This window comes from Luteimicrobium subarcticum (genome assembly GCF_002798015.1).
Lineage (GTDB): Bacteria > Actinomycetota > Actinomycetes > Actinomycetales > Cellulomonadaceae > Luteimicrobium > Luteimicrobium subarcticum.
The window spans coordinates 899657-921437 of sequence record NZ_PGTZ01000006.1; the positions used below are offsets into that span (position 1 = coordinate 899657).

The following is a 21781-nucleotide window of genomic DNA, read 5'->3' on the forward strand; positions in this document are numbered from 1 at the left end:
TCATGGTCCGCTCCCGACGTCCGCGCACCACGACACGTCTCACATCACGGGACGGTGAGTCGGTGGAGCGGGGCGCCGGCGCAGCGTGCGACGCGCCTCAGGTGACGACGAGCCGGCCCACCACGAAGATGAGGATGCCGCCGACCGCGACGGGCAGGGTGGCGGCGCTCAGCGACGCGAGCCGGCCGCGCGCGGTCGGCAGGTGTCCCAGCAGCGCGTACACGGCAGCCACCAGGACCCCGGCGACGAGACCCGCCCAGGCCCCCGCCGGGATGAGCAGCTTCGGGAGCGCGGCGCCGATCCCGGCGCCGGTCGCGACCGCGAGACCCGTCGTCACGACGGCGTTCGCCCACCCGCGCAACGGCATCGCGCACACCACCGCCGCGACCGCGAGCGCCGCCGCGCACGCCACCACGAGCTGCGCACCCTCGTCGCTCATGCCCGCCGCGAGCCAGCCCGAGCAGCCGACCGCGACGACGATGCCGCTCACGACCCCCGAGACGTTCTCGACGAGCGCGTCGCGCGGGTGGCGTGCGAGCTCGTTGACGAACGCGAGGAGCAGGCCCATCGCGACCACGACCGGGAGGTTGCGGAGCACGGGCTCGCCGTCCGTCACGGTGACGACGCCCACGGCACCGAGGCCGACCAGCGCCACCACGAAGCCGGACGTGCCGGGCGCCCGCAGGTGCAGCAGCGCGGGCCAGCCGAGCGCCACCCCGACGACGAGCACGACGACCGCGCCGGTGAGCGCCATCGTGCCGAAGTACGCCGCGCCCGCGACGAGCGTCGCGATGCACGCCGTCACGACCGAGCGCGTGGTGACCGTCATGCGACCGACCCGCCGCGCGTCGTCCGGCGGCGCGCCGGGACGGGACGCCGGCACCGGGCACGGCTGTTCACGGGGAGAATGCGTACGGGCACGTCACCGAGTGTCCCAGACCGGCACCCCTCGCCCGAACCCGCCACCGCGGCCGGGCACGAAAGGCACGATGGTGAGCGATGCTCCGAGATGATCGGTCGGCGGTCAGTGATCGCCGCGGACTCGCGGGTCGGGCAGGATACGGTGGCGGTGCCCGACGAGCGCGAGTGGAGGTGAGACCGTGGCGACCCTGCTGATCCTGACCCCGGCGACGGGGAGCTCGGCCGAGATCCTGCCCGCCCTCGGGCTGCTCTCCCACAGCATCCGCGTCCTGCCGATGGAGCCGTCCGCCCTGGTGGACGCGCCGGACAGCGACGTCATCCTGCTCGACGCGCGGCGCGACCTCGTCGCCGCCCGCACGACGTGCCGCCTGCTGCGCGCGACCGGCCTCACCGTCCCGCTGCTGCTCGTGCTCACCGAGGGCGGCCTCACCGTCGTCACGCACGAGTGGGGCGCCAGCGACCTGCTGCTCGCCGACGCCGGCCCCGCGGAGGTCGAGGCGCGGATCCGGCTCGCGGTGGAGCGGTCCCGGCAGGCGGCCGGCGCGTCCGCCCAGGAGGAGATCGCCGCGGGCGACCTCGCGATCGACGCGTCCGGGTACACGGCCCGCCTGCGCGGCCGCCCGATCGACCTCACGTACAAGGAGTTCGAGCTCATCAAGTACCTCGTGCAGCACCCGGGCCGCGTGTTCACCCGCGCCCAGCTGCTCCAGGAGGTCTGGGGCTACGACTACTACGGCGGCACCCGGACCGTGGACGTCCACGTGCGGCGCCTGCGCGCCAAGCTCGGGCCTGAGCACGAGCAGCTCATCGGCACGGTCCGCAACGTCGGCTACCGGTTCGACCCGCCGAAGGAGCGCCGCGGAGACAAGTCCGCGGACCGGTCCGGTGCCCTCGCGGGCGACGCCGCCGACGGACCCGCCGTCGCCGCGGGCGGCGGGGCGCCCGGCCCCGGGGCACGGGGATGATCGCCGACTACTCGACGGCTCTCGTCGACGGGCCGTGGCGCCACGAGTTCGTGGCGGCGAACGGCGCACGGTTCCACGTGGCCCTCGCGGGCCCGGACCCGACGGAGCGCGTCGGCGGCGAGCCGGCCCCGCTCGTCGTCCTGCTGCACGACTTCCCGCAGCTGTGGTGGGCGTGGCGCCACCAGATCGTCGCGCTCGCCGACGCCGGCTACCGGGTCGCCGCGATGGACCTCCGGGGCACGGGCGCGTCCGACAAGCCGCCGCTCGGGTACGACGTGCCCACCCGGACGCGCGACGTCGCCGGCGTGGTCCGGTCGCTCGGCGCCGACCGGGCGACCGTCGTCGGGAACGGCTTCGGCGGGACGGTCGCGTGGGCCATGGCCGCGATGCAGCCTGCCGTGACGGCCGCCGTCGCGGCCTTCGCCGCACCGCACCCCGCGCACCTGCACACGTCGCGCAACGCGCCGTACACCCGGGCGTTCCACCGGCGGCTCGCGTCCGCACAGGCGCCGTTCGCGCCCGAGCGCGGTCTCGTGGACGGACGCCTCGTCGACTCGTGGCTCCAGGGCGGGGCGCACGTGCCGTTCGACGACGACGTGCTCGAGACGTACCGCACCGCGGCCCGCATCCCGTTCGCCGCGCACTGCTCGGTCGAGGCGCTGCGCTGGTGGATCCGCTCCGTCCCGAGGATGGACGGCCGCCGGTTCACGACGGCGGTGCGGCGCCGGCTCGACCAGCCCGCGCTGCTCGCGCTCGGTGCCGACGACCCGTACCTGCGGACCGACGCGTCGACGCTGGACGCCGCCGCGTTCGCGTCCCACCTGCGGGTCGAGGTCGTCGACGACGCCGGCCACTACCTGCCCGAGGAGGCGCCCGGCGCGGTCTCCGAGCTGCTGCTCGACTGGCTGAAGGGCGCCCGCCGCCCCTGACGCCGGTCCGGACCACACCGCCCGGCACCGCAGAATGTTCCCCGTGCACCCCCAGCCCCCCACGTCGTCCCCGGCGACCGCCCGCCGGCCGCGTCGCGCCGCCCGCGCCCTGACCACGGGGACGACCGCGCTCGTCCTCACCACCGCGCTCGCCGCCCTCGCCGGCTGCGCGCCCGCCACCGAGGGCCACGCCGCCGCGACCCGCAGCGGCCACGCGTCGGCCGGCGCCTCGAAGCCCCGGGCGACCACCACCGACCGCCCCCAGGCGTCGCCGGCGCCGAGGAAGACCCCGAGCACCCGCTCGAGCGGGGGCACGACCAGCACCGCAGGGTCCGCGGGGACGGCCGTCACGGTCCTCGCGACACTCCCCGTGAAGGGACGCGCCCCGATGACGGGCTACGAGCGCGACCAGTTCGGACCCGCGTGGGCCGACGTCGACCACAACGGCTGCGACACGCGCAACGACATCCTGGCGCGCGACCTCACGCACGTGACGACCAAGGCGGGCACGCACGGCTGCACCGTCCTCACGGGCACCCTCGCCGACCCGTACTCGGGTCGCGCGATCGCGTTCCAGCGCGGCGCGACCACGTCGACCGCCGTCCAGATCGACCACGTCGTCGCGCTCGCCGACGCCTGGCAGACGGGCGCCCAGAAGCTCTCCGCGGACCAGCGCGAGGCGTACGCCAACGACCCGTACGTCCTGCTCGCGGCGGACGGGCCGCTCAACGGGCAGAAGGGCGCGGGAGACGCCGCGACCTGGCTGCCGCCGAACAAGGCGTTCCGCTGCCAGTACGTCGCCCGGCAGATCGGCATCAAGCACAAGTACCACCTGTGGGTCACGGCCGCGGAGCACGACGCCATGGAGTACGTCCTCGCGACCTGCCCGACGCAGCCGGTACCGACGGGCGGCGGCGCGGTCGTGAAGCCGACCGGCGCGGCCTCGGCGAGCACCCCGCACGCGACGGCGACGAGCACCCCGGCCGCGAAGGCCGCGACGGGCGGCACGGCGGGAAAGCACCCGTCCGTCGCCCAGCCCGTCTCCCACTGGGACTGCCCGAGCTGGGCGCCCATCAAGGGCAACGCGTCGAGCCACATCTACCACGTGCCGGGCGGGGCCTACTACGACCGCACCGCCCCCGAGGTGTGCTTCGCGTCGGCGTCCGCGGCCGTCGCCGACGGGTACCGCGCGTCGAAGCGGTGAGCGGCCCGCGAGCCGCCCGGGTCGGCGACTCTCAGCAGGAGTCGCCGCCTCTCAGCAGGACCGGACCCGCACCCACGAGCTCCACGCGCCGCGCTCGGGTCGGTTGCCCTGGTTCCACCACAGGGCGCGATAGAGGTAGCCGCCGTACGTGACCTCGGAGCCCGCCTTGTAGGCGCGCTCCTTCTGCCAGGCCGGTGCCGTGCAGCGCGGACGGGCGGGCACGGTGGGCGAGGGCGCGGACGCGGTCGCGGGCGGTGACGCCTCGACGGTCACGGTGACCGTCGGCGTGCTCACCGGCGTGCTCACCGGTGCGGCCGTGCGGGTCGCCGTGGCGGTGGGCGACGCGGTCGGTCCGGCCGTGACCGTGGGCGACGGCCCGATCGCCGTGCCCCCCGACGGGACGCCGGCGGACGTCGGCCGGACGGCAGGCTGGGCACCTGCGGGGGGAGCGACCGACGCCGGGGCGACCGCGGCGGTCGCCGACGGTCCCGGGGCGTCGGTGGCCTGCCCGAACGCCGCCACGACGGGCACGCCCGCCGTCACGAGGCGTCCGGCGCCCGTCACCGTGTTGTCGTCGTAGACCGTCGTCGGGCAGGTCGACCGGTCGTAGCCGACGACCTCGATCGCGATCGGGTGGGCGGTCGTGGCGGCCTCCAGGTTGGCGGCGTTGCCGCTCACCTCGGTGCCGCAGCCCCAGCCCGCGACCTGCGACCCGATCGCGTACCCGGCGCGGCCCGCGTGAGCACCCGTGTTGCCCGTCAGCGTGTACTCGTTGCCGCGGACCTCGACCCACGCCTCGCCCGCGGTGCCGCCCGGCGCCGCACCGTCGAGCACGTTCCGGGCGACCGTGCCGCCCGCCGTCCCCTCGTGCGCGACGACCGCCGGCCCCCCGACGAGCGGGCCGATGACGTTGTCCGCGACCGTGACGTGGTCGGACGTGTCGGACACGACCTGCGGGCTCCCCACGACGACCCCGCCCGGCGCGCTCGGCCCCTTCGACTGCCCGATGTCGGAGATGGTCGACCCGACCACGGAGCCGAAGCTGCTGGACGACCAGAACCGGACCGCGTCGACGTCGAGGTCGTGCGCGAGGACGCCCTCGACGGAGACGTGGTCGGACGCCTCCACGAGGACGCCCTCCTGACCGTGCTCGACCGTGATCCCCCGGACCGACCAGTAGTCGGAGTCCACGAGGTGGAGCGCCGCGCCGGCACCGGTCCCCGTGCGGAGCACGGCGCGCCGACCACCGGACAGCGTCACGGGGGCCGCGGACGTCGCCGGCCGGTCCACGACGGACCAGTTGCCGACGTAGGTGCCGTCCGCGAGCTCGATGGTCTGCCCGGGCTCCGCGTCGGCGAGGGCCCGACGCAGCTCGTCGGCGTTCGCGACCCGCACCGTCACCTGGGCGCGCGCGTCGGACGCGTGCCCGATCGTGAGCCCGATCGTGATGGCTGTGGCTGCCACGACCGCCCCGACCGCGAGCGGTCGGAGCGTCCGGTGACGTGCAGGGAGGTCGTACATGTTCAGGAGCCTCACTTATCCACGTGACGCAGGTCAACCAGCGCCCGGGTCGACATCGGGAAGAGTGGGGACATCACGTAGTGCGATGCCTCAGGCGAGCAGGTCGACGAGCTCGCGAAGCCGGGACGTACCCGCCCGATACCGGTCGAGATCGGCAAACCGGTCACGGCACGCGACCTCCGCGATCCACCGGACGAGCGGGCTCGGCGCGAGCATGATGAACCGGTCCAGGTCGGCGTCGGGCAGGCCGAGGACCCAGCGGGCCACGCGCGCGTTCGGGACGTGCCCCGGCGCACCGGCCAGCGCGAGGAGGTCGGCGAGCGTGCCGACGGCGACGGCGTTCAGCGCCGCCTCGGCCTGCGGTGCGCAACCGGCGGCGTCCACGACGAACAGGTGGTCCACGCGCCGTGCGCCGGCGCGGTGCAGCGCGGCCTCGATGGCACGCTCGTGGACGCCCGTGACCCGGACGTCGTCGAGCGCGACCACGCGCGCACCCCCGACGACGTCACCCGGGGCGACGTGCAGGGCCGACGGGTCGAGCGCGGCGCGGCGCTCGCGCAGGCCCATGGACGCGTAGTCCCCGTCCGACGGCCGGGTGCGCAGGACGACCACCGACCGTGCCCGCACCCCGTGCGCGGCGAGGCGTCCGAGGAACGGTGTGACGAGCGCGTGCGCTGCCGGCGGCGCGACGTCGAACCCGGACCCCGTGACGACGACCTCGTCCTCGTGCAGCGACGGTCCCTGCTCGGCGACGTACAGGTCGGCGAGGGCGACCCCGAAGTCGTGCGCGGCCGACCCGTCCCCGTGCTTGAACCGGCTGTACCGGGCGGCCGTGAGCACGCCCGGGGCGAGGGACGCCGCCGTCGCGCCGCCCGGGACGAGGTGCAGACCGTCGGGGCCGTCGTCCGTCCTCGCGACGGCCAGCGAGCTGCGCCAGGTCACGCGGCCCCCGCACGGACGGCGCGCTCCGCCGCCACGTCGGCGAGACCGGCGGCGTAGGTCGCGCAGAACGCGTCGCCCGTGGCGCGCGCGCCGTCGAGCACCTGGTCGAGGAGCGGCGGCGGGCACGCGGCGAGGAACGCGGCGCGCTCCGGGCCCGGCGCCCCGAGCAGCCGCTTGAGGAACCGGATCGTCAGCGCGAAGCGCCCCCGGCCGACGACGGGGGCCAGGTCGGCGACCGACGTCACGGCGGCGTGGTTGAGCCGCGCCTCGACGCCCGGATCGGCCGCGAGACCACGGTCCGCGACCGCGACGTACGCGACGACGCACCGCTCGGGCGCGACGCCCGCCGCGTCGAGAGCCCGCAGGACAGCCACCTCCGCCAGTCCCGTGACCCGGATGTCGTCGACGACCACGACCTGACCGTCGGAGACGTCCTCGGTGAGCCGGAAGCCGATGCCGGCGAGCTCGGCGCGGCGTGCCTGCTGGGACGCGGTCGCGTAGTCGGTGTGCGTCACGGAGTCCTTCTCGACCCGCACGACGCGGCCCGGCGGAAGCCCCCGTGCGACGCGGACGGCGTCGAGGTCAGCGAGGACGCGCCGGGCGAGCAGGAGGCACGCCGGCGGCACGGCGAGGTAGGCGACCGGCAGGACGGGTGGCGCGGGGTCCTCGACGAGCGCCGGGACGCGCCGGGCGAGCTCGGCGGCGAGCTCCGCGCCGAGGACGTCGACCGCGTCGAGGTCGCCGTGCTTGGCCCACGAGTACGTCCGCGCGTCGAAACCCGTCGGTCCGGCGGCGCCCGCAGCCGCCGCGGAGCCCCCAGCGGCCCGCGCGGGGCGGCCCGGGTCGTCGTCCGCGGGGTCGTCGTCCGCGGGGTCGTCGTCCGAGGAGAGGGTGTGCACCGCGACCCGCGTGACGCGGGCCGCGCGCAGGACGTCCGCGAGAGCGGTCTCGACGGGTGCGACGTCGTCGACGAGCAGGCCGACGAGTCCGGCCGCACCGGCGCCGGCGACGTCCGCTCGGGGGTTGTCGCCCACGTGCACGACGTGCTCGTGGCGCAGCGGCGTGGCGCCCTCCGGGAGGACCGTGGCGAGCCCGCGGACGGTCGCGTCGAACAGGCGCCGGTCGGGCTTGGGCGCGCCGACCTCGTCCGAGAACGTCAGGACGGAGAACGGGGCGAGCAGGTCGTTCGCGGCGAGCAGCGCGCGCATGGTCGTTCCCGGGATCATGCCGGTGTTGCTCGTCACCGCGAGCGGGACGTGCCGCGCGAGCCGGGCGAGCAGCGCCGGCAGGTCGGGGTGCAGCGGCCGCGGGGGCAGTTCGAGGGCGAGCTCGTGCTGCTGCGCGAGCAGGCTGCGGACGGTCGCGGGGTCGGCCAGGGCGCCGGCGGCCGCGCTCGCTCCCGCCGCGTCGAGCGCGCCGGCCGCGACCAGACCGTCGAGCGTGAGCCGCAGCCGGTCGGCGAGGGCGTGGTCGCGACCCGTCGTCTCGGCGAAGTCGTCGGCCCGACGGTCCGCCGACCGGAGCGTCGCCGCGAACACGGCGTCGTCGACGTCGAGGCCCAGCCCGGCGCGCAGCATCGCCGCGCGCCGGGCCTTGAACTCGGGGTGGCTCCGCAGGAGCGTCATCCACAGGTCGAGACTGACCGCCCGGACCGTGCCCGCCGGCTCCCCGAGGACGTCCACGACCGCTCAGACCGCCTGGAGCGCGAGCGGGGCGAGCTGCTGCACCGTCCGGCCGTTCCCGGCCGTGCCGAGGGCCGTGAGCTGCCACCCCTGCGTCGTGCGCGACACCTTCGCCATGACGAGCGCGGTGTGCGGGCCCGAGCCCGTGAGCGTGTAGCGCGCGAGCTCGGCGTCGCCCGCGGACGAGTCGACGACGCGCACGTACGCGTTGTCGACCTCCGCGAACGTCTGGCCGCTGTACGAGTTCACCGTGAACACGATGTGCTCGACCGCCGGGTGCACCGCCGTGAGGTCGACGACGATCGACTCGTCGTCGCCGTCACCGCGACCCGTGAGGTTGTCGCCCGTGTGCTGCAGCGAGCCGTCCTTGGAGCGGAGCTGACGGAAGTAGACGGTGTCCTGCACCTGGCCGCCGCCGATGAGCAGCGCGGACGCGTCGAGGTCGATGCTCTTCTGCACGACCTTCGACCCGCCGAACAGGCCCTTCTTCTCGACCTTCTTGGTGTCCCAGCCGAGACCGAGGCGCACGTGCGTCAGACCCTGCTCGCCGCCGTCGGTCGTGGCCTTGGACAGGTTGATGGTCTGACCCTTGCTGAGGCTGATCGCCATGACGTTCCCCTTACTGGTGGGCGCGGACTACTTGTAGGCGTTGACGGGGCCGGCGTCCATGACGACCTGCCCGTCCGGACCGATCACGGGCCGGCGCTCGGAGCCGGGCGCCGAGTAGAGCTCGAGCGCCTCGACGCGCACGCCGTCCGGCCCGTTCAGGACGATGCCCGGCACGCACGTGTAGACCGTCGACGACTTGCTCGCGTTCGGTGCGTCGACGACGACCGCCTCGCCGGCCCCGTTGTCGATGCGCATCGAGACGCGGTACTTGCGGAACGAGCCCGTGCCGTTCGACTGGGCCGAGTAGGCGACCGGGACGACGGCGGCGACGTCCGGGCCGAGCCGGATCTCGACGGTCTCCGTCGCGACCGCGCCACCGCCGCGCTGCACGTCACCGAGGTGCGTGACCGCACCGTCCTCGGTGGCGAGCGAGAAGTCGCGGGGCGCATCCTTCGTGCCGAACGCGCTCACGGTCACCTGGCGGCCGTCGCGGTAGAGCACGAGCGCGTACACGTCGTAGTCCGTCGCGGGCGGCCACGAGATCGTGGCGGTGACCAGCGGCGTCTTCGTGAGGCGGATGCCCTGGCCCTTGGACAGGTTGATCACGCCGCCCGTCGGCACGCGCGCAGGGGCCGCGGGGGCCGCAGCCGGCGCACCCTGCGGGGTGGCCGGCTGCGCCGCGGGCGCGGGCGTGCTGCGCGAGAAGAGGCCCACGGTCAGTCGTCCTGCTCGGTGGTGGTCGCCGCGGCGACGACCGCGTGCTCGTGCTCCGCGCCGGACTCGAAGATGCCCGGCGCGGGCGCCGCCTCGGCCGCGATCTCGTCGGCCGCGTCCGCGACCTCCGCCTCACGACGGTTCGCGACCACGGACGTCGCGAGCGCGGCGCCGATGAACGCGATGCCGACCAGGCCGATCACGACGTCCGGGATGTCGAACTCGAGCGTCACGAACAGCAGCAGGGCGAGCGAGCCGATGGCCCAGTGGGCGCCGTGCTCGAGGTACCGGTACTCGGCGAGCGTGCCCCGCTTGACCAGGAACACCGTCATCGACCGGACGAACAGCGCGCCGACGCCCAGGCCGAGCGCGATGATCACCGGGTCCGGCGTGATGGCGAACGCACCGATGACGCCGTCGAACGAGAACGACGCGTCGAGCACCTCGAGGAACAGGAACAGCGAGAACGCCGCCTTGCCCGCGAGCAGGACCTGCTGGCCGGCGGACGGGCCGGCGCTGGTGGTCGCGCCCTCGTCGTCCGACTCGAGGTGCAGCTGCTCCGCCTTCGCCGCCTCGGCGTCCTCCATGACGGACGCGAGCCCGTTCACCGCCAGGTAGACGACGATGCCCAGGACGCCCGCGAACAGCACGGTCGACTGCTCGTCGTCCGCGGCGAGCGTCTGCGACGCGACGAGGAGGACGGCGGCGACGACGATGACGCTGAGCTGGTCGAGCTTGCCCACCTTGAGGAGCGGCTTCTCGATCCACGACAGCCACGTCGAGTCACGCTCGGTGTCGAACAGGAAGTCCAGGAAGAGCAGCAGCAGGAAGACGCCGCCGAACGCCGCGATCGCGGGGTGCGCCTGGTCGAGGATGTACCCGTAGGTGCCCGGCGTGTGCGGGTCGCCCTTCTCGAACGCGAGACGGATCGCCTCGGCCGGCCCGACGCCACCCGTCAGGCAGACGATGACGAACGGGAACACGAGACGCATCCCGACGACGGCGATGAGGATGCCGACCGTCAGGAAGATGCGCTGCCACGCGTCGTTGAGGCGCGCGAGGTACTTCGCGTTCACGGCCGCGTTGTCGAACGAGAACACGATCTCGACGACCACGAGGATCATCGCGAGCCACAGCGCGGCGGTGCCGCCGTACCAGAAGGCCACGCCGAGCGCGGCGAGCAGGACGACGAAGTCCCACTTGAAGTGACGCAGGGCGTCCACGGAGGTCTCTCTTTCGGTGGTGGTTCGGTGGTTCGGTGGTTCGGGCGGCAGATCAGCCGGCCGGGCAGCCCGGCCGGTCAGCCGGCGCTGAGGCCGTAGTCGGCGATGACGCCCTCGAGGCCCGACGTGTAGCCCTGGCCGACGGCCCGGAACTTCCAGTCGGTGCCGTTGCGGTAGACCTCGCCGAAGACGAGAGCCGTCTCGGTCGACGCGTCCTCGCCGAGGTCGAACGTCACGACCTTGTCGGCGTCGTCGGGGTGGTCGCCGTCGTACACCCGGATGTACGCGTCGGAGACCTGGCCGAACGACTGCCGCCGGGTGTCGGCGTCGAAGATGCTCGCCAGGAAGACGATCCGGTCCACGCGGGCGTCGACCGCGGCCAGGTCGACGGTGATGCTCTCGTCGTCGCCCGAGCCGTCGCCCGTCCGGTTGTCGCCCAGGTGGCGCACGGCGCCCGTCGGGTCCTGCAGGTTGTTGAAGAAGACGAAGTGCTGGTCGGACAGGGCCCTGCCGTTCTCGTCGACCAGGATCGCGGAGGCGTCGAGGTCGAACGCCGCACCGTCGGTGGTACGGGGCTTCCAGCCGAGGCCGGCGACCGCGTGGACGAGGCCGGGCGCGACCTTCGTGAGCGAGATGTTCCCGCCCTTGCTGAGGTTGACTGCCATCTCGGTGCTCCTTCGGTCTGGGTCGTGCTGGGGCTGCTCGTGCTGGTCTGTCGTGCTGGTCTGTCGTGCTCGGTGGCGGGTCAGCTGCCGCCGAGCGGGGTGTCCGCGCTGCGCCACGTGAGCTCGCGGTAGCCGAACGCGCCGGCCACCTCACGCAGTCCGCCCTCGACGACGAGGTCCTCCGCCCGCAGGACGAGCGCGCCGCGCACCCGGTAGGCGCTCAGGGCGACGAGGTCCGTCGAGGGGGCCGCGGACCCGGCGGGCGTCCGCGTGTCCGTGCGCATCGGGACCTCGAGGCGCGCGCCGCCGACCGTCCGGACGACGAGCACCCCGTCGAACCGGGTGCCGCGGACGGCGACGAGGAACCGCTCCAGGTCGCGCACCAGGCGCAGGTCGAGCTGGATCTTGTTCCCCGTGAGGCTCACGACGGGTCGGCGGTGGTCGGGGGCGAACCCCGGCTCGGGCCCGCGCAGGACGCCCTGGGTGCCGCCGAGCTCGTACAGCACCGCGAGCCCGGACGGGACCGCGGTCTCGAGCGTCAGGACGAGCCCGCCGACGCCGCTCGTGACCCGGCCGAGCTGCACGACGGGGGTGTCGTCGTCGAGGACGAGCCGCTCCCCCGGTCCGAGCCGGCGCAGACCGCCGAGCAGCGGGGCGAGCGGCTCACGGCCGGGCGCGGCGGGAGCTGCGGCACCCGCCGGCGGCGCGAGGTCGAGGACGGCCGGTGCTGCGGGGACGACGGAGGCCACCGGGCCGGGCGCTGGCGGCGTGAGGTCCAGCACCGGCGCGGGCTCCGCGACGGGGCGCGGGCGCGCCCGGTGGCGCAGGAAGGCCAGGTCGGGGCGCGGCGGCGCCGTCGTCGGGTCGAGGACGGTCGCGGGCGCGCTCACAGCGGCAGCCCGTACTGCTCGGCGACGCCCACGATGCCGGACGAGTACCCCTGCCCGACGACCTTGAACTTCCAGTCGTCGCGGTGCCGGTAGACCTCGCCGAGCACCACGGCCGTCTCGTGCTGGAACGCCGGCGCGAGGTTCTCGGACGCGACGACCTGCGTGCTGCTCGACGCGTCGAGCAGGCGCACCCGGCACTCGCGGAGCTGCCCGAGGGTGCGCCGGCGCGGGCTGCCCTCGTTGACGTAGAGGACGACGACGACGCGCGCCACCGCGGCGGGCACGGCCGCGAGGTCGACCTCGATCTGCTCGGCGTCGTCGCCCAGCGCGGACTCGACCTCGGCGACCGACAGGTCGGTCGACACGGCCTGGTTGAAGAAGACGAAGTCGTCGGGCGACGTGGCCCGACCGTCGGCGTCGCACAGGATCGCGGCGAGCACGAGGTTCTCGACGAGCGCGTCGTCCGCCCCGGCGTCCCAGGACACGCCGAGGGCGAGCCGTGCGAGGTCGGGGAGCTCCTTCGTGAGCGCGATGTTCGCGCCACGCACCATGCCGGTCACAGGTCGCTCCCGGTGAACTTCGTCCGGAGGAACGCGCCCTGGATCTCAAGGGCGCGCAGGTCGTCGTCGCGCAGCGCGGCGAGCGTCTCGGTGAGGCTGACGCGCAGCGCCGCGACCTGCTCGTGGATCTGGCGGACGAGGGCCGCGGCGTCGTGGCCCCCGGTGGCGGCGTCCGCCCGACGCGCCGCCAGGTAGGTCCGGAACGTCGTCGGCAGGTAGTCGCGCAGGATGGCGTCGAGCGCGACCCGCCCGTGGATGTCGATGCCGCCGCCCACCGGGTCCGACTCGACGTCCGCGTGCCGCAGCACGTCGTCCGCCATGTCGAGGATCTGGCGTGCGACGACGACGACTTCACCGGGCGCCTCGCCCGCCGCGGCGTTCACCTCGCGCACGTCCGCGTCGAGGCGTCGGCGCAGGCCGGCGACGCTGTCGGGCGCGATCGTGGCGATCCCGAGACCTGTGCCGGGCGTCCCGTCGGAGGCAGTGTCGTCCCCGGCGAGGATGCGGGACAGCCAACGGGGCATTGCGGCTCAGGCTTCGTTCGGGGGGAGCTCAGGCGTCGAGCGAGCGCTGCGCCCGCTCGACGTACGGCTTGGCGCGCTCGATCTGCTGCTCGAGCTGGCCGATGGTCGCGGCCATCGAGTCGGTCGCCTGGGCGCGGAACGTGTCGATCGCGTCCATCGTGGCGAACACGTTCTCGAACGCGGCCTGCAGCTTGCCGAGCTCGATGGTCGACTCGGCGGCCTGCTGCTGGATCGCGGCGCCCTGCTGGCGCAGCTGCAGCGACGTCGACTCGATGAGGCTGCTCGTGGTCGAGTTGAGCGCGTTGACCTGGTCGAGCACGAGCTTCTGCTGGCCGAGCGCCTGCGACACGATGACCGCGGTGCGCAGGGCGGCGATCGTCGTGGTCTGGGCGCGGTCGACACCGCGGATCAGCTCGAGGTTGTTCTTGCGGACGAGGTCCATCGCGAGGTAGCCCTGCACCGACACGGCCGCCTGCGTCATGACGTCCTGGTGGCGCTGGCGCACGGCGAACAGGACGTCGGACTTGAGCGCGTCGGCGCCCTCCTGGTCGCCCGCGGCCTCGGTCTGCGCAATCTTGTCGACCACGGCGGCGTCGAGCGCCTCGAGGTCGACCTTGACCTCGCCGAGCCGGTTCATGGTCTCCCACATCCGGTTGCGCTCGACCTCGATGGCCGCGTTGTCCTTGCGGAGCTCGTCCTGGCCGGACGCCAGCGCGCGGATGATCGCGTCGATGTGCGACTGCGCCGACTTGTACTTCGCGAAGTACTTGTCGATCGCCTTGCCGCCCGGGAGGAACTTGAGGATCTTCTTCGCGCCCGTGAGGTCGGCCCGGTTCGGGTCGAGGTCCGTGACGGTGAGGCGCAGGTCGACGAGCGTCTTGCCGACCTTGCCCTGCGGGCTCGCGTCGGACCCCTGCGCGGCCGGCCGGTCGAGCATGCGGCTCGAGCCCTGCGCCGACTGGCGGATCTCCTTGTCGCCCATCGCCCCGATGGACGTGACCTTCTGCGAGAACGCCGGCGACTTCGGGTCGAGGGCGGAGAGCTCGGAGACGAACGTCGAGGCCTTCTTCTCGGCCTCGGTCTGCTGCTGGGCCGCGACCGCGGTGTTGGCTGCCGCGATGGTCGCGACGGCCTGCTCCGGGGTGACCAGCGGGGTGGCCGTCGGCGGCTCGAGCAGGAGGGCCGGGGCGGCGTCGCTCGTCTGAGTCATGCGGAAGGTCCCCCTGGGTTCGGCAGGTCGTCCGGCGGGTCGTCGACCCGCCGCTGCGAAGGATTGGACGAAGGAAATGCGACCGCAACGTATCAGTCGCGATCAGGGAATAACAACGGTGCAGTTCATGACCGTCGCCCGGCCGCCGCGGCGCCCCTGCGCGGGCGGCGGCGGGGCGGCGGCCGGGCGTGGCCCGAGCGTCAGGACAGGGTGGCGAGAGCGAGCGCGACGAGCTCGTGCGCGGTCCTCCCGCGCCCCGGCGCGCCGATCGCGGTGAACGCCCAGCCGGCCGCGGTGCGCGACACGCGCGCCATGACGAGCGCGGTGTGCGGGCCGGAGCCCGTGAGCGTGTAGCGGGCCAGCTCGGCGTCGCGCGCCGCGCTGTCCACGACGCGCACGTACGCGTTGTCGATCTCGGCGAACGACTCCCCGCTGTACGAGTTCACGGTGAACACGATGTGCTCGACCGACGCGTGGACGGCACCGAGGTCGACGAGGATCGACTCGTCGTCCCCGTCGCCGGCGCCCGTGAGGTTGTCGCCCGTGTGCTGCAGCGAGCCGTCCTTCGAGCGGAGCTGGCCGAAGTACACGATGTCGACGACCTTGCCGGCGCTGACGAGCAGCGCCGACGCGTCGAGGTCGATGTCCCGCTCCGTGCGACGGACGCGACCGAACAGGCCACGCGTCTCGACGACCTTCGCGTCCCACCCGAGCGCCATGCGCACCCGCGTGAGGTCGGTGCCGCGGTCCGGCTTGGACAGGTCGATGGTCTGGCCCTTGGCCAGCGTGACAGGCATGTCGTCGCTGCTCAGGCGGCCTGGAGGCCGTACTCGGCGATGACGCCCGCGAGGCCCGACGTGAAGCCCTGGCCGATGGCCCGGAACTTCCACTCGCCGCCGTGGCGGTACACCTCTCCGAACACGAGCGCGGTCTCGGTCGAGGCGTCCTCACCGAGGTCGAACGTCACGACCTTCTCGCGGTTGTCGGCGTCGTCGCCGTCGTACACGCGGATGTACGCGTCCGACACCTGGCCGAACGACTGCCGGCGCCGGTCGGCGTCGTAGATGCTGGCCACGATGACCACGCGGGAGACGCGCGGGTCGAGCGCCGACAGGTCGACCGTGATCGTCTCGTCGTCGTCGTTGCCCGTGCCGCCGGAGCGCTCGTCACCCTGGTGCACGACCGCGCCCGTCGGGTCCTGCAGGTTGCCGTAGAAGACGAAGTGCTCGTCCGACAGCGCCCGGCCGCGCTCGTCGACGAGGATCGCCGACGCGTCGAGGTCGAACTCGGCGCCGTCCGTGACCCGCGGCTTCCACCCCAGGCCCACGACCGCGTGGGTCATCCCCGGCGCGACCTTCTCGAGCGAGATGTTGCCGCCCTTGGCGAGCGCGATGGCCATGTGAGTCCTCCGGTGGTGCGTGCGCGAGGGCGTCCTGGGTGCGGGCGCCCGAGGCAACCTAGCAAGCCGGGACATGACCCGACAACGACCGTTCCCTGGGGAGGGGGTGATTTCTCAGCAGGCGGCCAGCCGTTCCCACGCCCCCCATCCCGACGCACCCGGCACCTCGCCCTGCGTCCACCAGCGTGCCCGGTACAGCGCGCCGCCGGACGAGACCGTCGCGCCGCCCGTGTACACCGCGGTGGCTGACCACGCGGCCGCGGTGCAGGCCGTGGACGACGGGGTGGACGTCGGCGTCGGGGTGGCAGTCGGCGTCGACCCGGCGACCGGCAGCACCGGGACGCCGGGCGTCACGAGCCCGTCTCCTCCGACGACGGTGTTGTCGGCGTAGACCGTCGTCGGACAGGTCGCGGCGTCGTCGCCGGACACGTCGATCGCGTAGCGACCCGTGCCCTGCGCCCCGGTCAGGTCGGCGCTGTTGCCCTGGAACACCGTGCCGCAGCCCCACCCGGCGACCTGCGTGTGTGTCTGGAACCCGGCATGGGTGGTGCGGGACCCCCGGTTCCCGACGACGAGCGTCCCGTTGCCCTTCACGTCGACCCACGAGTCGTCGTAGTTGGCGCCCGTGAGCCCGGTGCCGTCGAACGTGTTGCCCGCGATCACCGCCCCGGTCGTGCCTTCCTTGATGTCGACACCCTCGGCGCGCACGAGCGGCCCGATCACGTTGTCGCGGATCGTGGCACGGTCCGAACGGTCCGTGAGGGTGTTCGCCGTCCCGACGTACACGCCCTCGCCCATGCCGCGGCCGTCCTGGCCGGTGTCTGTGATCGTGGAGCGCTGCACCGTGCCGTCGCTGCTCGACGTGCGGAAGTGGATGCCCTCCATCGTGAGGTCGTGGACGAGGACGTCATCGACCGTCACATGGTCGGACGAGTCGATCATCACGCCCTTCTGCCCGTGCTCGACCGTGATGCCGCGCACCGTCCACCAGTCCGCGTCGGTGAGCTGGAGGACGTTCCCGCCGCCGCTGCTCGTCCGCAGCACGGCGCCCCGTCCGCCGACGAGGACGACGGGGGCGGCCGCGGTGCCCGGCCGTCCGCTGACCTTCCAGCTCCCGACGTACGTGCCGTCGGCGAGCCGGATCGTCCGGCCGGGCGTCGCGGCTGCCAACGCCGTCCTGAGCTGGGCGGCGGTCGCGACGTCGACCGTGTCGCCGGGCGGGGTGACAGCGGGCGGGCTGGTCGCCGCGGTCGCGGGGACGGTGTGGCTCCACGGCACGACGGTCCGCGAGGGCGGCGGCGTGGTCAACGCCCGTACGGGGTCACCGCACCGTCGGGCTCCGTGTGGACGGTCCGTGCGCCGCGTCGCAGGCTTCTGGTATCCCTGGGGTTCCGCGGGAGCAGCGGCTCGACGAGAGCGTCCTGGCCACTCCCGCACGCACAGACGACGCAGGGAGACCCGTGAGCCAGCCGCCGACCCCACCGACGCCGCCCGACCCCACCGAGCCGGCCGACGGCGCCCACCCCCCCGCCGACGAGATCGACGAGGACACCACGCCGCGCCACCGGATCCCCCAGCCCCCGACCGCGGGTGCCTCGGCGCCGGAACCTGCAGCGGCGCCCGGTGCGGCCGCCGCGGAGCCGCGGTGGGCCCCTGCTCCCGCGCCCGGCTTCGTCCACCCGGTCCCGCCGGGCCCGGCCCCCGTGCCGGCCCAGGCCCAGGCCCCCGCCCCGGCGCCCGCCGGCGCGCCCGCCGGGGCGCCGACCGTGCTCACCGGTGGGCAGGTCGGGAGAGCTGCCGCCCGCGCCGGCGTGGGCTACGGCGTGCTGATCGTCGCGTCGTTCCTGCTGTGCCTGCTGACCCTGCTGGTCTCGGCACTGAGCGGGCACGACTCGTCGTCGTCCGCCACGACGTGGTCGTCGACGGCGGAGGACGCCTCAGGCGGCCTGTCGATCCTCACCCTGCCGTTCGTGCTCGCGGGCGCGGCGCTGCTCGGCCCCCTGCACCTCTCCGGTGGGAGCGACCTGGCGGGGACGGATGTGACCCTCTTCCTCGTACCCCTCGGGCTGACGGCGGCCCTGGTCGTCGCGATCTTGGCCTGCTCGCTGCTGCTGCCCACGCGGCCGACGTCGGTCCGCGCCGCGTGGCTGGCCGCGCTCGCGACGGGCGCCACGCTCGCGGTGGGAGCCGGCGTGCTGACCGCGATCTTCCACGTCTCCGTCTCGGACTCCGACGGCTTCGGGCGGCTCGCCGCCGACCCGCTGCTCGCGGGACTCGGCGCCCTGCTCCTGGGGACCGTCGCAGCAGCTCTCGGCGAGGCGGTCGTCCGGGAGGGACGCGGTGTGCGCGTCGACCTGCGTCGCCTCGGCATCCCGCTGCCCGCGGCGCTCTCGCGGGCCGTGGTCGCAGCGGTGGTCGGGTACGGCGTCGCCCTGGTCCTGGTCGTGCTCGGCTTCTTCGTGTGGTTGGCCGTCAGTGACGACGGCGGCCTCGGTGCCGCCGTCCTCGCGACGGCCTACCTCGGGCTCAGCATCGGCGCGCTCGGGCTCGGCGTCGGAGGGTTCGGCGGGGTGACCGCGGGCGGCGAGGCGTCGATCGGGGCGTCGGGTGGCGACACGACCCTCACGCTGTTCACGAGCGGCTCGCCGGCCGCGCTGTGGCTGCTCCTGCTCGCCGTGGTGATCGGGACCTTCCTCACCGCAGCAGCTCTCGCGCGCGGCGGTGCGTCGCAGCGCCGCTGGCAGGACGCGTGGGCGACTCCGACCGTCCTGGCGGTCGCGACGCTCGCCGCCCTCCTGCTCACCGGCGTCACCTTCTCGGCGCACGTGTCCGCCGGCGACCTGGGCCAAGCGTCCGGGTCGGGGCACGCGCGGCTCGCGGCCTGGACCTTCCTGGTCGCGGCGCTGTGGGGCGGCCTCGCCGAGGTCCTGGCACGCACGGTCGTGGGCGCGCTCGTGCCGGCGTCCACGGCAGCGGCGCGCACGACGACGCCCACCGGCCCGGTCCACGCCGGCGCGGGTGTCCCCGTCACCGGGGCGGCGGCGGAGTGGACGGCCGGCTCCGTCCCGCCCGGTCCCGGCCAGGCTGGACCGGGCGGGCCGGTCCCGGGGGCGGGGAACCCGCGCGGCGGGATGTCGCGCGGCGCAGCGCTCGCCGTGCTCGGCGGCCTCGGTGGGCTCGTCGTGCTGGTCGTCGTCGCCGCGGTCGGCTGGCACGTCCTCAACGCGTCGCACGGGCCGGAGAAGCAGGTCGAGGCGTACCTCGGCGCCCTGTCGGACGGCAAGCCGTCGAAGGCCTTCGAGATCGCCGACCCGGCCGTTCCCGATGCTCAGCGGGCGCTGCTCACCGACGACGTCTACGGCGACGTGGCAGGCCGTCCGAGCGACGTGAAGGTCACCGAGGTCGAGGTCGACGGTGACCGCGCGGTCGTGACCGCGCGGTACGACCTCGCGGGCGACAAGGCCACGGACACCTACACGCTCCACAAGGACGGGCACGAGGACGGGGTGTTCGACCACTGGGTCATGGACCCGCCGGAGCTTCCCGAGGTCCCCCTGGGGTCGCTGCCCGAGGGGACGACGTCGCTCGTGGTCACGGGCCACGAGGTCGAGGTGGACGCCTCGACGGACGAGCTCGCCGCGCTCCCCGGCACCTGGACCGTCGCCCTGCCCGACCAGGGTCCCTACCTCGAGTCGAGCACGGCGACGTACCGGGTCGGGGGCGAGTCGCAGTGGACGTCGTCGACCTACCAGCCGCTCGAGTACAAGGTCACGGACGCGGCGCTCCAGGAGGCGACCAAGCAGTCGAAGGACGCCCTCACGGCGTGCCTGGCGACGAAGGACCCCGAGCCGGACGACTGCGCGATCAAGGACTACTACCTGTGGGACGACGACGCCGTCGACATGCGCTGGACGCTCGACACGGCGCCCACGTTCACGGCGAAGGACGAGGGGTACGACGACATGATCCGCGTGGAGGTCTCGGACGGGAAGGCGACGTTCTCCTACACCCTGCCGAAGAGCGCGTCGCACTACCGCGACAAGACCGAGCACCACGCCGACGACGTCGAGGTCGACTACGCCGAGTACTACCAGGTCAAGGACGGCAAGGTCGTCCTGGACGACAGGTACTGACCCGCTCCTGACGGCGGGAAGGTCTCACCCGCCAGATCGGTTGTCCCGGGCGACGGCGCCGCGGCCCGGGACAACCGACCGCGGCACGACCGTCCCGGAAGGAGCAGCACGATGACCACACTCGACCTGGGACCGCTCGTCCTCGGTGGCAACGCGTTCGGCTGGACGGCCGACCGTGACGCGAGCTTCCGCGTGCTCGACGCGTTCGTCGACGCGGGCGGCCGCTCGATCGACACCGCGGACGTCTACCCGGCGTGGGTGCCCGGGAACTCGGGGGGTGAGTCGGAGACGATCATCGGCGAGTGGTTCACGTCCCGCGGCCGCCGCGACGACGTCGTGGTCGCCACGAAGGTGTTCTCGCTCGCGACGCGTCCCGGACTGTCGCCCGCCAACGTCCGCGCCGCGGCCGACGACTCGCTCCGCCGCCTGCAGACCGACCGGATCGACCTGTACTACGCGCACCGCGACGACCCGGACGTCTCCCAGGAGGACTACCTGGCGGCGTTCGACGCGCTGGTCCGCGAGGGCAAGGTCCGCGAGGTCGGGGCGTCGAACTTCACGGCCGACCGGCTGCGTTCCGCCGCCGCGGTCGCGGCCTCCGCAGGCCTCACCCCGATCACCGTCGCCCAGGACCGCTGGTCGCTCGTCGAGCGCGACATCGAGGACGACCTCGTGCCGACCCTGCGCGACCTCAGGATCGTCGAGGTGCCGTACACGCCGCTCGCGAGCGGGTTCCTCACCGGCAAGTACCGGCCGGGCGGCGACGCGGTCGAGTCGGAGCGCGCGGGCCGCGCGTCGTCGTACCTCGAGCGTCCTGACGCGGTCGCCCTGCTGGGCGTGCTCGACGACGTCGCCGCCGCGCACGGCGTGTCCGTGCCGGCCGTGGCGCTCGCGTGGGTGCGGCAGCAGGACGTCGTCGCCGCGCCGACCGCGAGCGCCCGGAACCCGGAGCAGCTCGAGGCGCTCGTCGAGTCGTTCACGCTCGAGCTGTCCGACGAGGACGTGGCGCGACTGTCCTCGACGACCGCGGGCTGACGGTCAGGCGACGCCGAAGTCGTGCCGCGGCGCCCGGCGCAGGGAGAACCACATCCGGGCCTTGAGCTTGTTGGCGCGCGTGAGCGTGCTGAACGGGACGGGCGTGCGTCCGGCGTCGCGGACGGCCTGGTCCAGGTAGTCGCGCAGGAGCCACACGTCGGACGGGTCGGACGCGGGCGTGACGTCGAGGGTCGCGGCGACCTGCGCGGGGGCCAGGTGCAGGTCGGTCGCGACCTCGTCGAGCGTGAGCCCGGTGAGGTCGTAGCTCGCGCGCAGCTCGGTGGCGGTGCGCGCGGTCTCGGTACTGGTGAGCATGTCTCGCTCCTCGAGGGTCGGGGTGTGCTCAGGCCGGGGTGCCGGTCGAGCGGCTCGGGACGGCGTCGAGCGCTGCGAGCGCGGCGTCGTCCAGGTGGACGTCCCCGACGGCCGTGTTCGCCTCGAGATGGTCGAGCGACGCGGTGCCGGGGATGAGCAGGGTGCGGGGGTCGTGGTGGAGGAGCCACGCGAGCGCGACCTGCGAGGGCGACGCCCCGACGCGCTGGGCGACGTCGTGGACCACGGGCTCGTCCGTGACCTTCGGCAGCCCGGGGAAGGCGCCACCGATCGGGAAGAACGTTCCCGGCCAGACCGGGCGCCTGCTCGACATCGTCCTCGA

At 74.1% G+C, this 21781-nt stretch carries 22 protein-coding genes; 5 read left to right on the forward strand and 17 right to left on the reverse strand.

Annotated elements, in window-relative coordinates; all coding sequences use genetic code 11:
* Positions 1-97: 97 nt before the first annotated feature.
* Entirely contained in the window at positions 98-829 is a 732-nt protein-coding gene (locus CLV34_RS04700; RefSeq protein WP_100349013.1) for a hypothetical protein, read from the reverse strand.
* 271 nt (positions 830-1100) lie between these two features.
* Between CLV34_RS04700 and CLV34_RS04705 the strand changes: the two genes are divergently transcribed.
* From CLV34_RS04705 to CLV34_RS04715, 3 genes are read left to right on the forward strand one after another with little or no spacing between them, the layout of a single operon-like run.
* Positions 1101-1886, forward strand: coding sequence for a winged helix-turn-helix transcriptional regulator (locus CLV34_RS04705; protein WP_100349014.1), 786 nt, complete (start codon positions 1101-1103; stop codon positions 1884-1886).
* Entirely contained in the window at positions 1883-2815 is a 933-nt protein-coding gene (locus CLV34_RS04710; RefSeq protein ID WP_100349015.1) for an alpha/beta fold hydrolase, read from the forward strand. The genes CLV34_RS04705 and CLV34_RS04710 overlap by 4 nt, the downstream gene beginning before the upstream one ends.
* A 43-nt stretch (positions 2816-2858) precedes the next feature.
* A complete protein-coding gene (locus CLV34_RS04715; RefSeq protein ID WP_245858972.1) occupies positions 2859-4019 on the forward strand; it encodes an HNH endonuclease family protein in 1161 nt (386 codons plus the stop codon).
* A gap of 51 nt (positions 4020-4070) precedes the next feature.
* Here the strand turns inward: CLV34_RS04715 and CLV34_RS04720 are convergent, their stop codons facing one another.
* The 14 genes from CLV34_RS04720 to CLV34_RS17170 all read right to left on the reverse strand — a co-directional run bounded on the left by CLV34_RS04720 (position 4071) and on the right by CLV34_RS17170 (position 17266).
* Positions 4071-5540, reverse strand: coding sequence for a carbohydrate-binding protein (locus tag CLV34_RS04720; RefSeq protein ID WP_100349017.1), 1470 nt, complete (start codon positions 5538-5540; stop codon positions 4071-4073).
* Positions 5541-5630: 90 nt separating this feature from the next.
* Positions 5631-6482 carry a phosphoribosyltransferase family protein gene (locus tag CLV34_RS04725; protein ID WP_157803696.1) on the reverse strand — a complete coding sequence of 284 codons (852 nt, stop codon included), beginning with the start codon at positions 6480-6482 and terminating at the stop codon, positions 5631-5633.
* A complete protein-coding gene (locus CLV34_RS04730; RefSeq protein WP_100349019.1) occupies positions 6479-8164 on the reverse strand; it encodes a phosphoribosyltransferase family protein in 1686 nt (561 codons plus the stop codon). The genes CLV34_RS04725 and CLV34_RS04730 overlap by 4 nt, the downstream gene beginning before the upstream one ends.
* Before the next feature lie 6 nt (positions 8165-8170).
* Positions 8171-8773 carry a TerD family protein gene (locus tag CLV34_RS04735; RefSeq protein ID WP_100349020.1) on the reverse strand — a complete coding sequence of 201 codons (603 nt, stop codon included), beginning with the start codon at positions 8771-8773 and terminating at the stop codon, positions 8171-8173.
* A gap of 27 nt (positions 8774-8800) precedes the next feature.
* On the reverse strand, positions 8801-9487 hold the full coding sequence (locus CLV34_RS16290) for a TerD family protein (protein ID WP_157803697.1): 687 nt from the start codon (positions 9485-9487) through the stop codon (positions 8801-8803).
* A 2-nt stretch (positions 9488-9489) separates the two neighbouring features.
* A complete protein-coding gene (locus CLV34_RS04745) occupies positions 9490-10710 on the reverse strand; it encodes a DUF475 domain-containing protein (RefSeq protein ID WP_100349021.1) in 1221 nt (406 codons plus the stop codon).
* 77 nt (positions 10711-10787) lie between these two features.
* A complete protein-coding gene (locus CLV34_RS04750) occupies positions 10788-11375 on the reverse strand; it encodes a TerD family protein (RefSeq protein ID WP_100349022.1) in 588 nt (195 codons plus the stop codon).
* Positions 11376-11455: 80 nt separating this feature from the next.
* The gene (locus CLV34_RS04755; protein WP_100349023.1) at positions 11456-12265 is read right to left on the reverse strand and encodes a hypothetical protein; all 810 of its coding nucleotides are present in this window, start codon (positions 12263-12265) and stop codon (positions 11456-11458) included.
* Positions 12262-12816, reverse strand: a complete 555-nt coding sequence (locus CLV34_RS04760; RefSeq protein WP_100349230.1) for a TerD family protein — start codon at positions 12814-12816, stop codon at positions 12262-12264. The genes CLV34_RS04755 and CLV34_RS04760 overlap by 4 nt, the downstream gene beginning before the upstream one ends.
* A 5-nt stretch (positions 12817-12821) precedes the next feature.
* Positions 12822-13349, reverse strand: a complete 528-nt coding sequence (locus CLV34_RS04765; RefSeq protein WP_100349024.1) for a hypothetical protein — start codon at positions 13347-13349, stop codon at positions 12822-12824.
* Positions 13350-13377: 28 nt separating this feature from the next.
* A complete protein-coding gene (locus CLV34_RS04770) occupies positions 13378-14559 on the reverse strand; it encodes a toxic anion resistance protein (RefSeq protein ID WP_100349025.1) in 1182 nt (393 codons plus the stop codon).
* A 200-nt stretch (positions 14560-14759) separates the two neighbouring features.
* The gene (locus tag CLV34_RS04775) at positions 14760-15356 is read right to left on the reverse strand and encodes a TerD family protein (RefSeq protein WP_100349026.1); all 597 of its coding nucleotides are present in this window, start codon (positions 15354-15356) and stop codon (positions 14760-14762) included.
* An 11-nt stretch (positions 15357-15367) separates the two neighbouring features.
* A complete protein-coding gene (locus CLV34_RS04780) occupies positions 15368-15958 on the reverse strand; it encodes a TerD family protein (RefSeq protein WP_100349027.1) in 591 nt (196 codons plus the stop codon).
* Between the two features lie 114 nt (positions 15959-16072).
* Positions 16073-17266, reverse strand: a complete 1194-nt coding sequence (locus CLV34_RS17170; protein ID WP_100349028.1) for a right-handed parallel beta-helix repeat-containing protein — start codon at positions 17264-17266, stop codon at positions 16073-16075.
* A 152-nt stretch (positions 17267-17418) separates the two neighbouring features.
* Here CLV34_RS17170 and CLV34_RS04790 point away from each other — a divergent pair, with 152 nt between their 5' ends.
* Positions 17419-20091, forward strand: a complete 2673-nt coding sequence (locus tag CLV34_RS04790) for a hypothetical protein (RefSeq protein ID WP_100349029.1) — start codon at positions 17419-17421, stop codon at positions 20089-20091.
* Positions 20092-20202: 111 nt separating this feature from the next.
* Complete coding sequence (locus CLV34_RS04795) at positions 20203-21126, forward strand: aldo/keto reductase (protein ID WP_100349030.1); 924 nt, start codon at positions 20203-20205, stop codon at positions 21124-21126.
* 3 nt (positions 21127-21129) lie between these two features.
* Here the strand turns inward: CLV34_RS04795 and CLV34_RS04800 are convergent, their stop codons facing one another.
* The gene (locus CLV34_RS04800; protein ID WP_100349031.1) at positions 21130-21441 is read right to left on the reverse strand and encodes a DUF2316 family protein; all 312 of its coding nucleotides are present in this window, start codon (positions 21439-21441) and stop codon (positions 21130-21132) included.
* Positions 21442-21469: 28 nt separating this feature from the next.
* The gene (locus tag CLV34_RS04805) at positions 21470-21772 is read right to left on the reverse strand and encodes an aldo/keto reductase (protein WP_100349032.1); all 303 of its coding nucleotides are present in this window, start codon (positions 21770-21772) and stop codon (positions 21470-21472) included.
* Between the last annotated feature and the right edge of the window lie 9 nt (positions 21773-21781).

What these genes read in the sequence shown, in the direction of transcription:
- CLV34_RS04700 (WP_100349013.1), bottom strand. Translation starts at nt 829, where the DNA reads ATGACGGTCACCACGCGCTCGGTCGTGACGGCGTGCATCGCGACGCTC.
- CLV34_RS04710 (WP_100349015.1), top strand. Translation starts at nt 1,883, where the DNA reads ATGATCGCCGACTACTCGACGGCTCTCGTCGACGGGCCGTGGCGCCAC.
- CLV34_RS04720 (WP_100349017.1), bottom strand. Translation starts at nt 5,540, where the DNA reads ATGTACGACCTCCCTGCACGTCACCGGACGCTCCGACCGCTCGCGGTC.
- CLV34_RS04735 (WP_100349020.1), bottom strand. Translation starts at nt 8,773, where the DNA reads ATGGCGATCAGCCTCAGCAAGGGTCAGACCATCAACCTGTCCAAGGCC.
- CLV34_RS04750 (WP_100349022.1), bottom strand. Translation starts at nt 11,375, where the DNA reads ATGGCAGTCAACCTCAGCAAGGGCGGGAACATCTCGCTCACGAAGGTC.
- CLV34_RS04760 (WP_100349230.1), bottom strand. Translation starts at nt 12,816, where the DNA reads ATGGTGCGTGGCGCGAACATCGCGCTCACGAAGGAGCTCCCCGACCTC.
- CLV34_RS04765 (WP_100349024.1), bottom strand. Translation starts at nt 13,349, where the DNA reads ATGCCCCGTTGGCTGTCCCGCATCCTCGCCGGGGACGACACTGCCTCC.
- CLV34_RS04770 (WP_100349025.1), bottom strand. Translation starts at nt 14,559, where the DNA reads ATGACTCAGACGAGCGACGCCGCCCCGGCCCTCCTGCTCGAGCCGCCG.
- CLV34_RS04775 (WP_100349026.1), bottom strand. Translation starts at nt 15,356, where the DNA reads ATGCCTGTCACGCTGGCCAAGGGCCAGACCATCGACCTGTCCAAGCCG.
- CLV34_RS04780 (WP_100349027.1), bottom strand. Translation starts at nt 15,958, where the DNA reads ATGGCCATCGCGCTCGCCAAGGGCGGCAACATCTCGCTCGAGAAGGTC.
- CLV34_RS04795 (WP_100349030.1), top strand. Translation starts at nt 20,203, where the DNA reads ATGACCACACTCGACCTGGGACCGCTCGTCCTCGGTGGCAACGCGTTC.
- CLV34_RS04800 (WP_100349031.1), bottom strand. Translation starts at nt 21,441, where the DNA reads ATGCTCACCAGTACCGAGACCGCGCGCACCGCCACCGAGCTGCGCGCG.
- CLV34_RS04805 (WP_100349032.1), bottom strand. Translation starts at nt 21,772, where the DNA reads ATGTCGAGCAGGCGCCCGGTCTGGCCGGGAACGTTCTTCCCGATCGGT.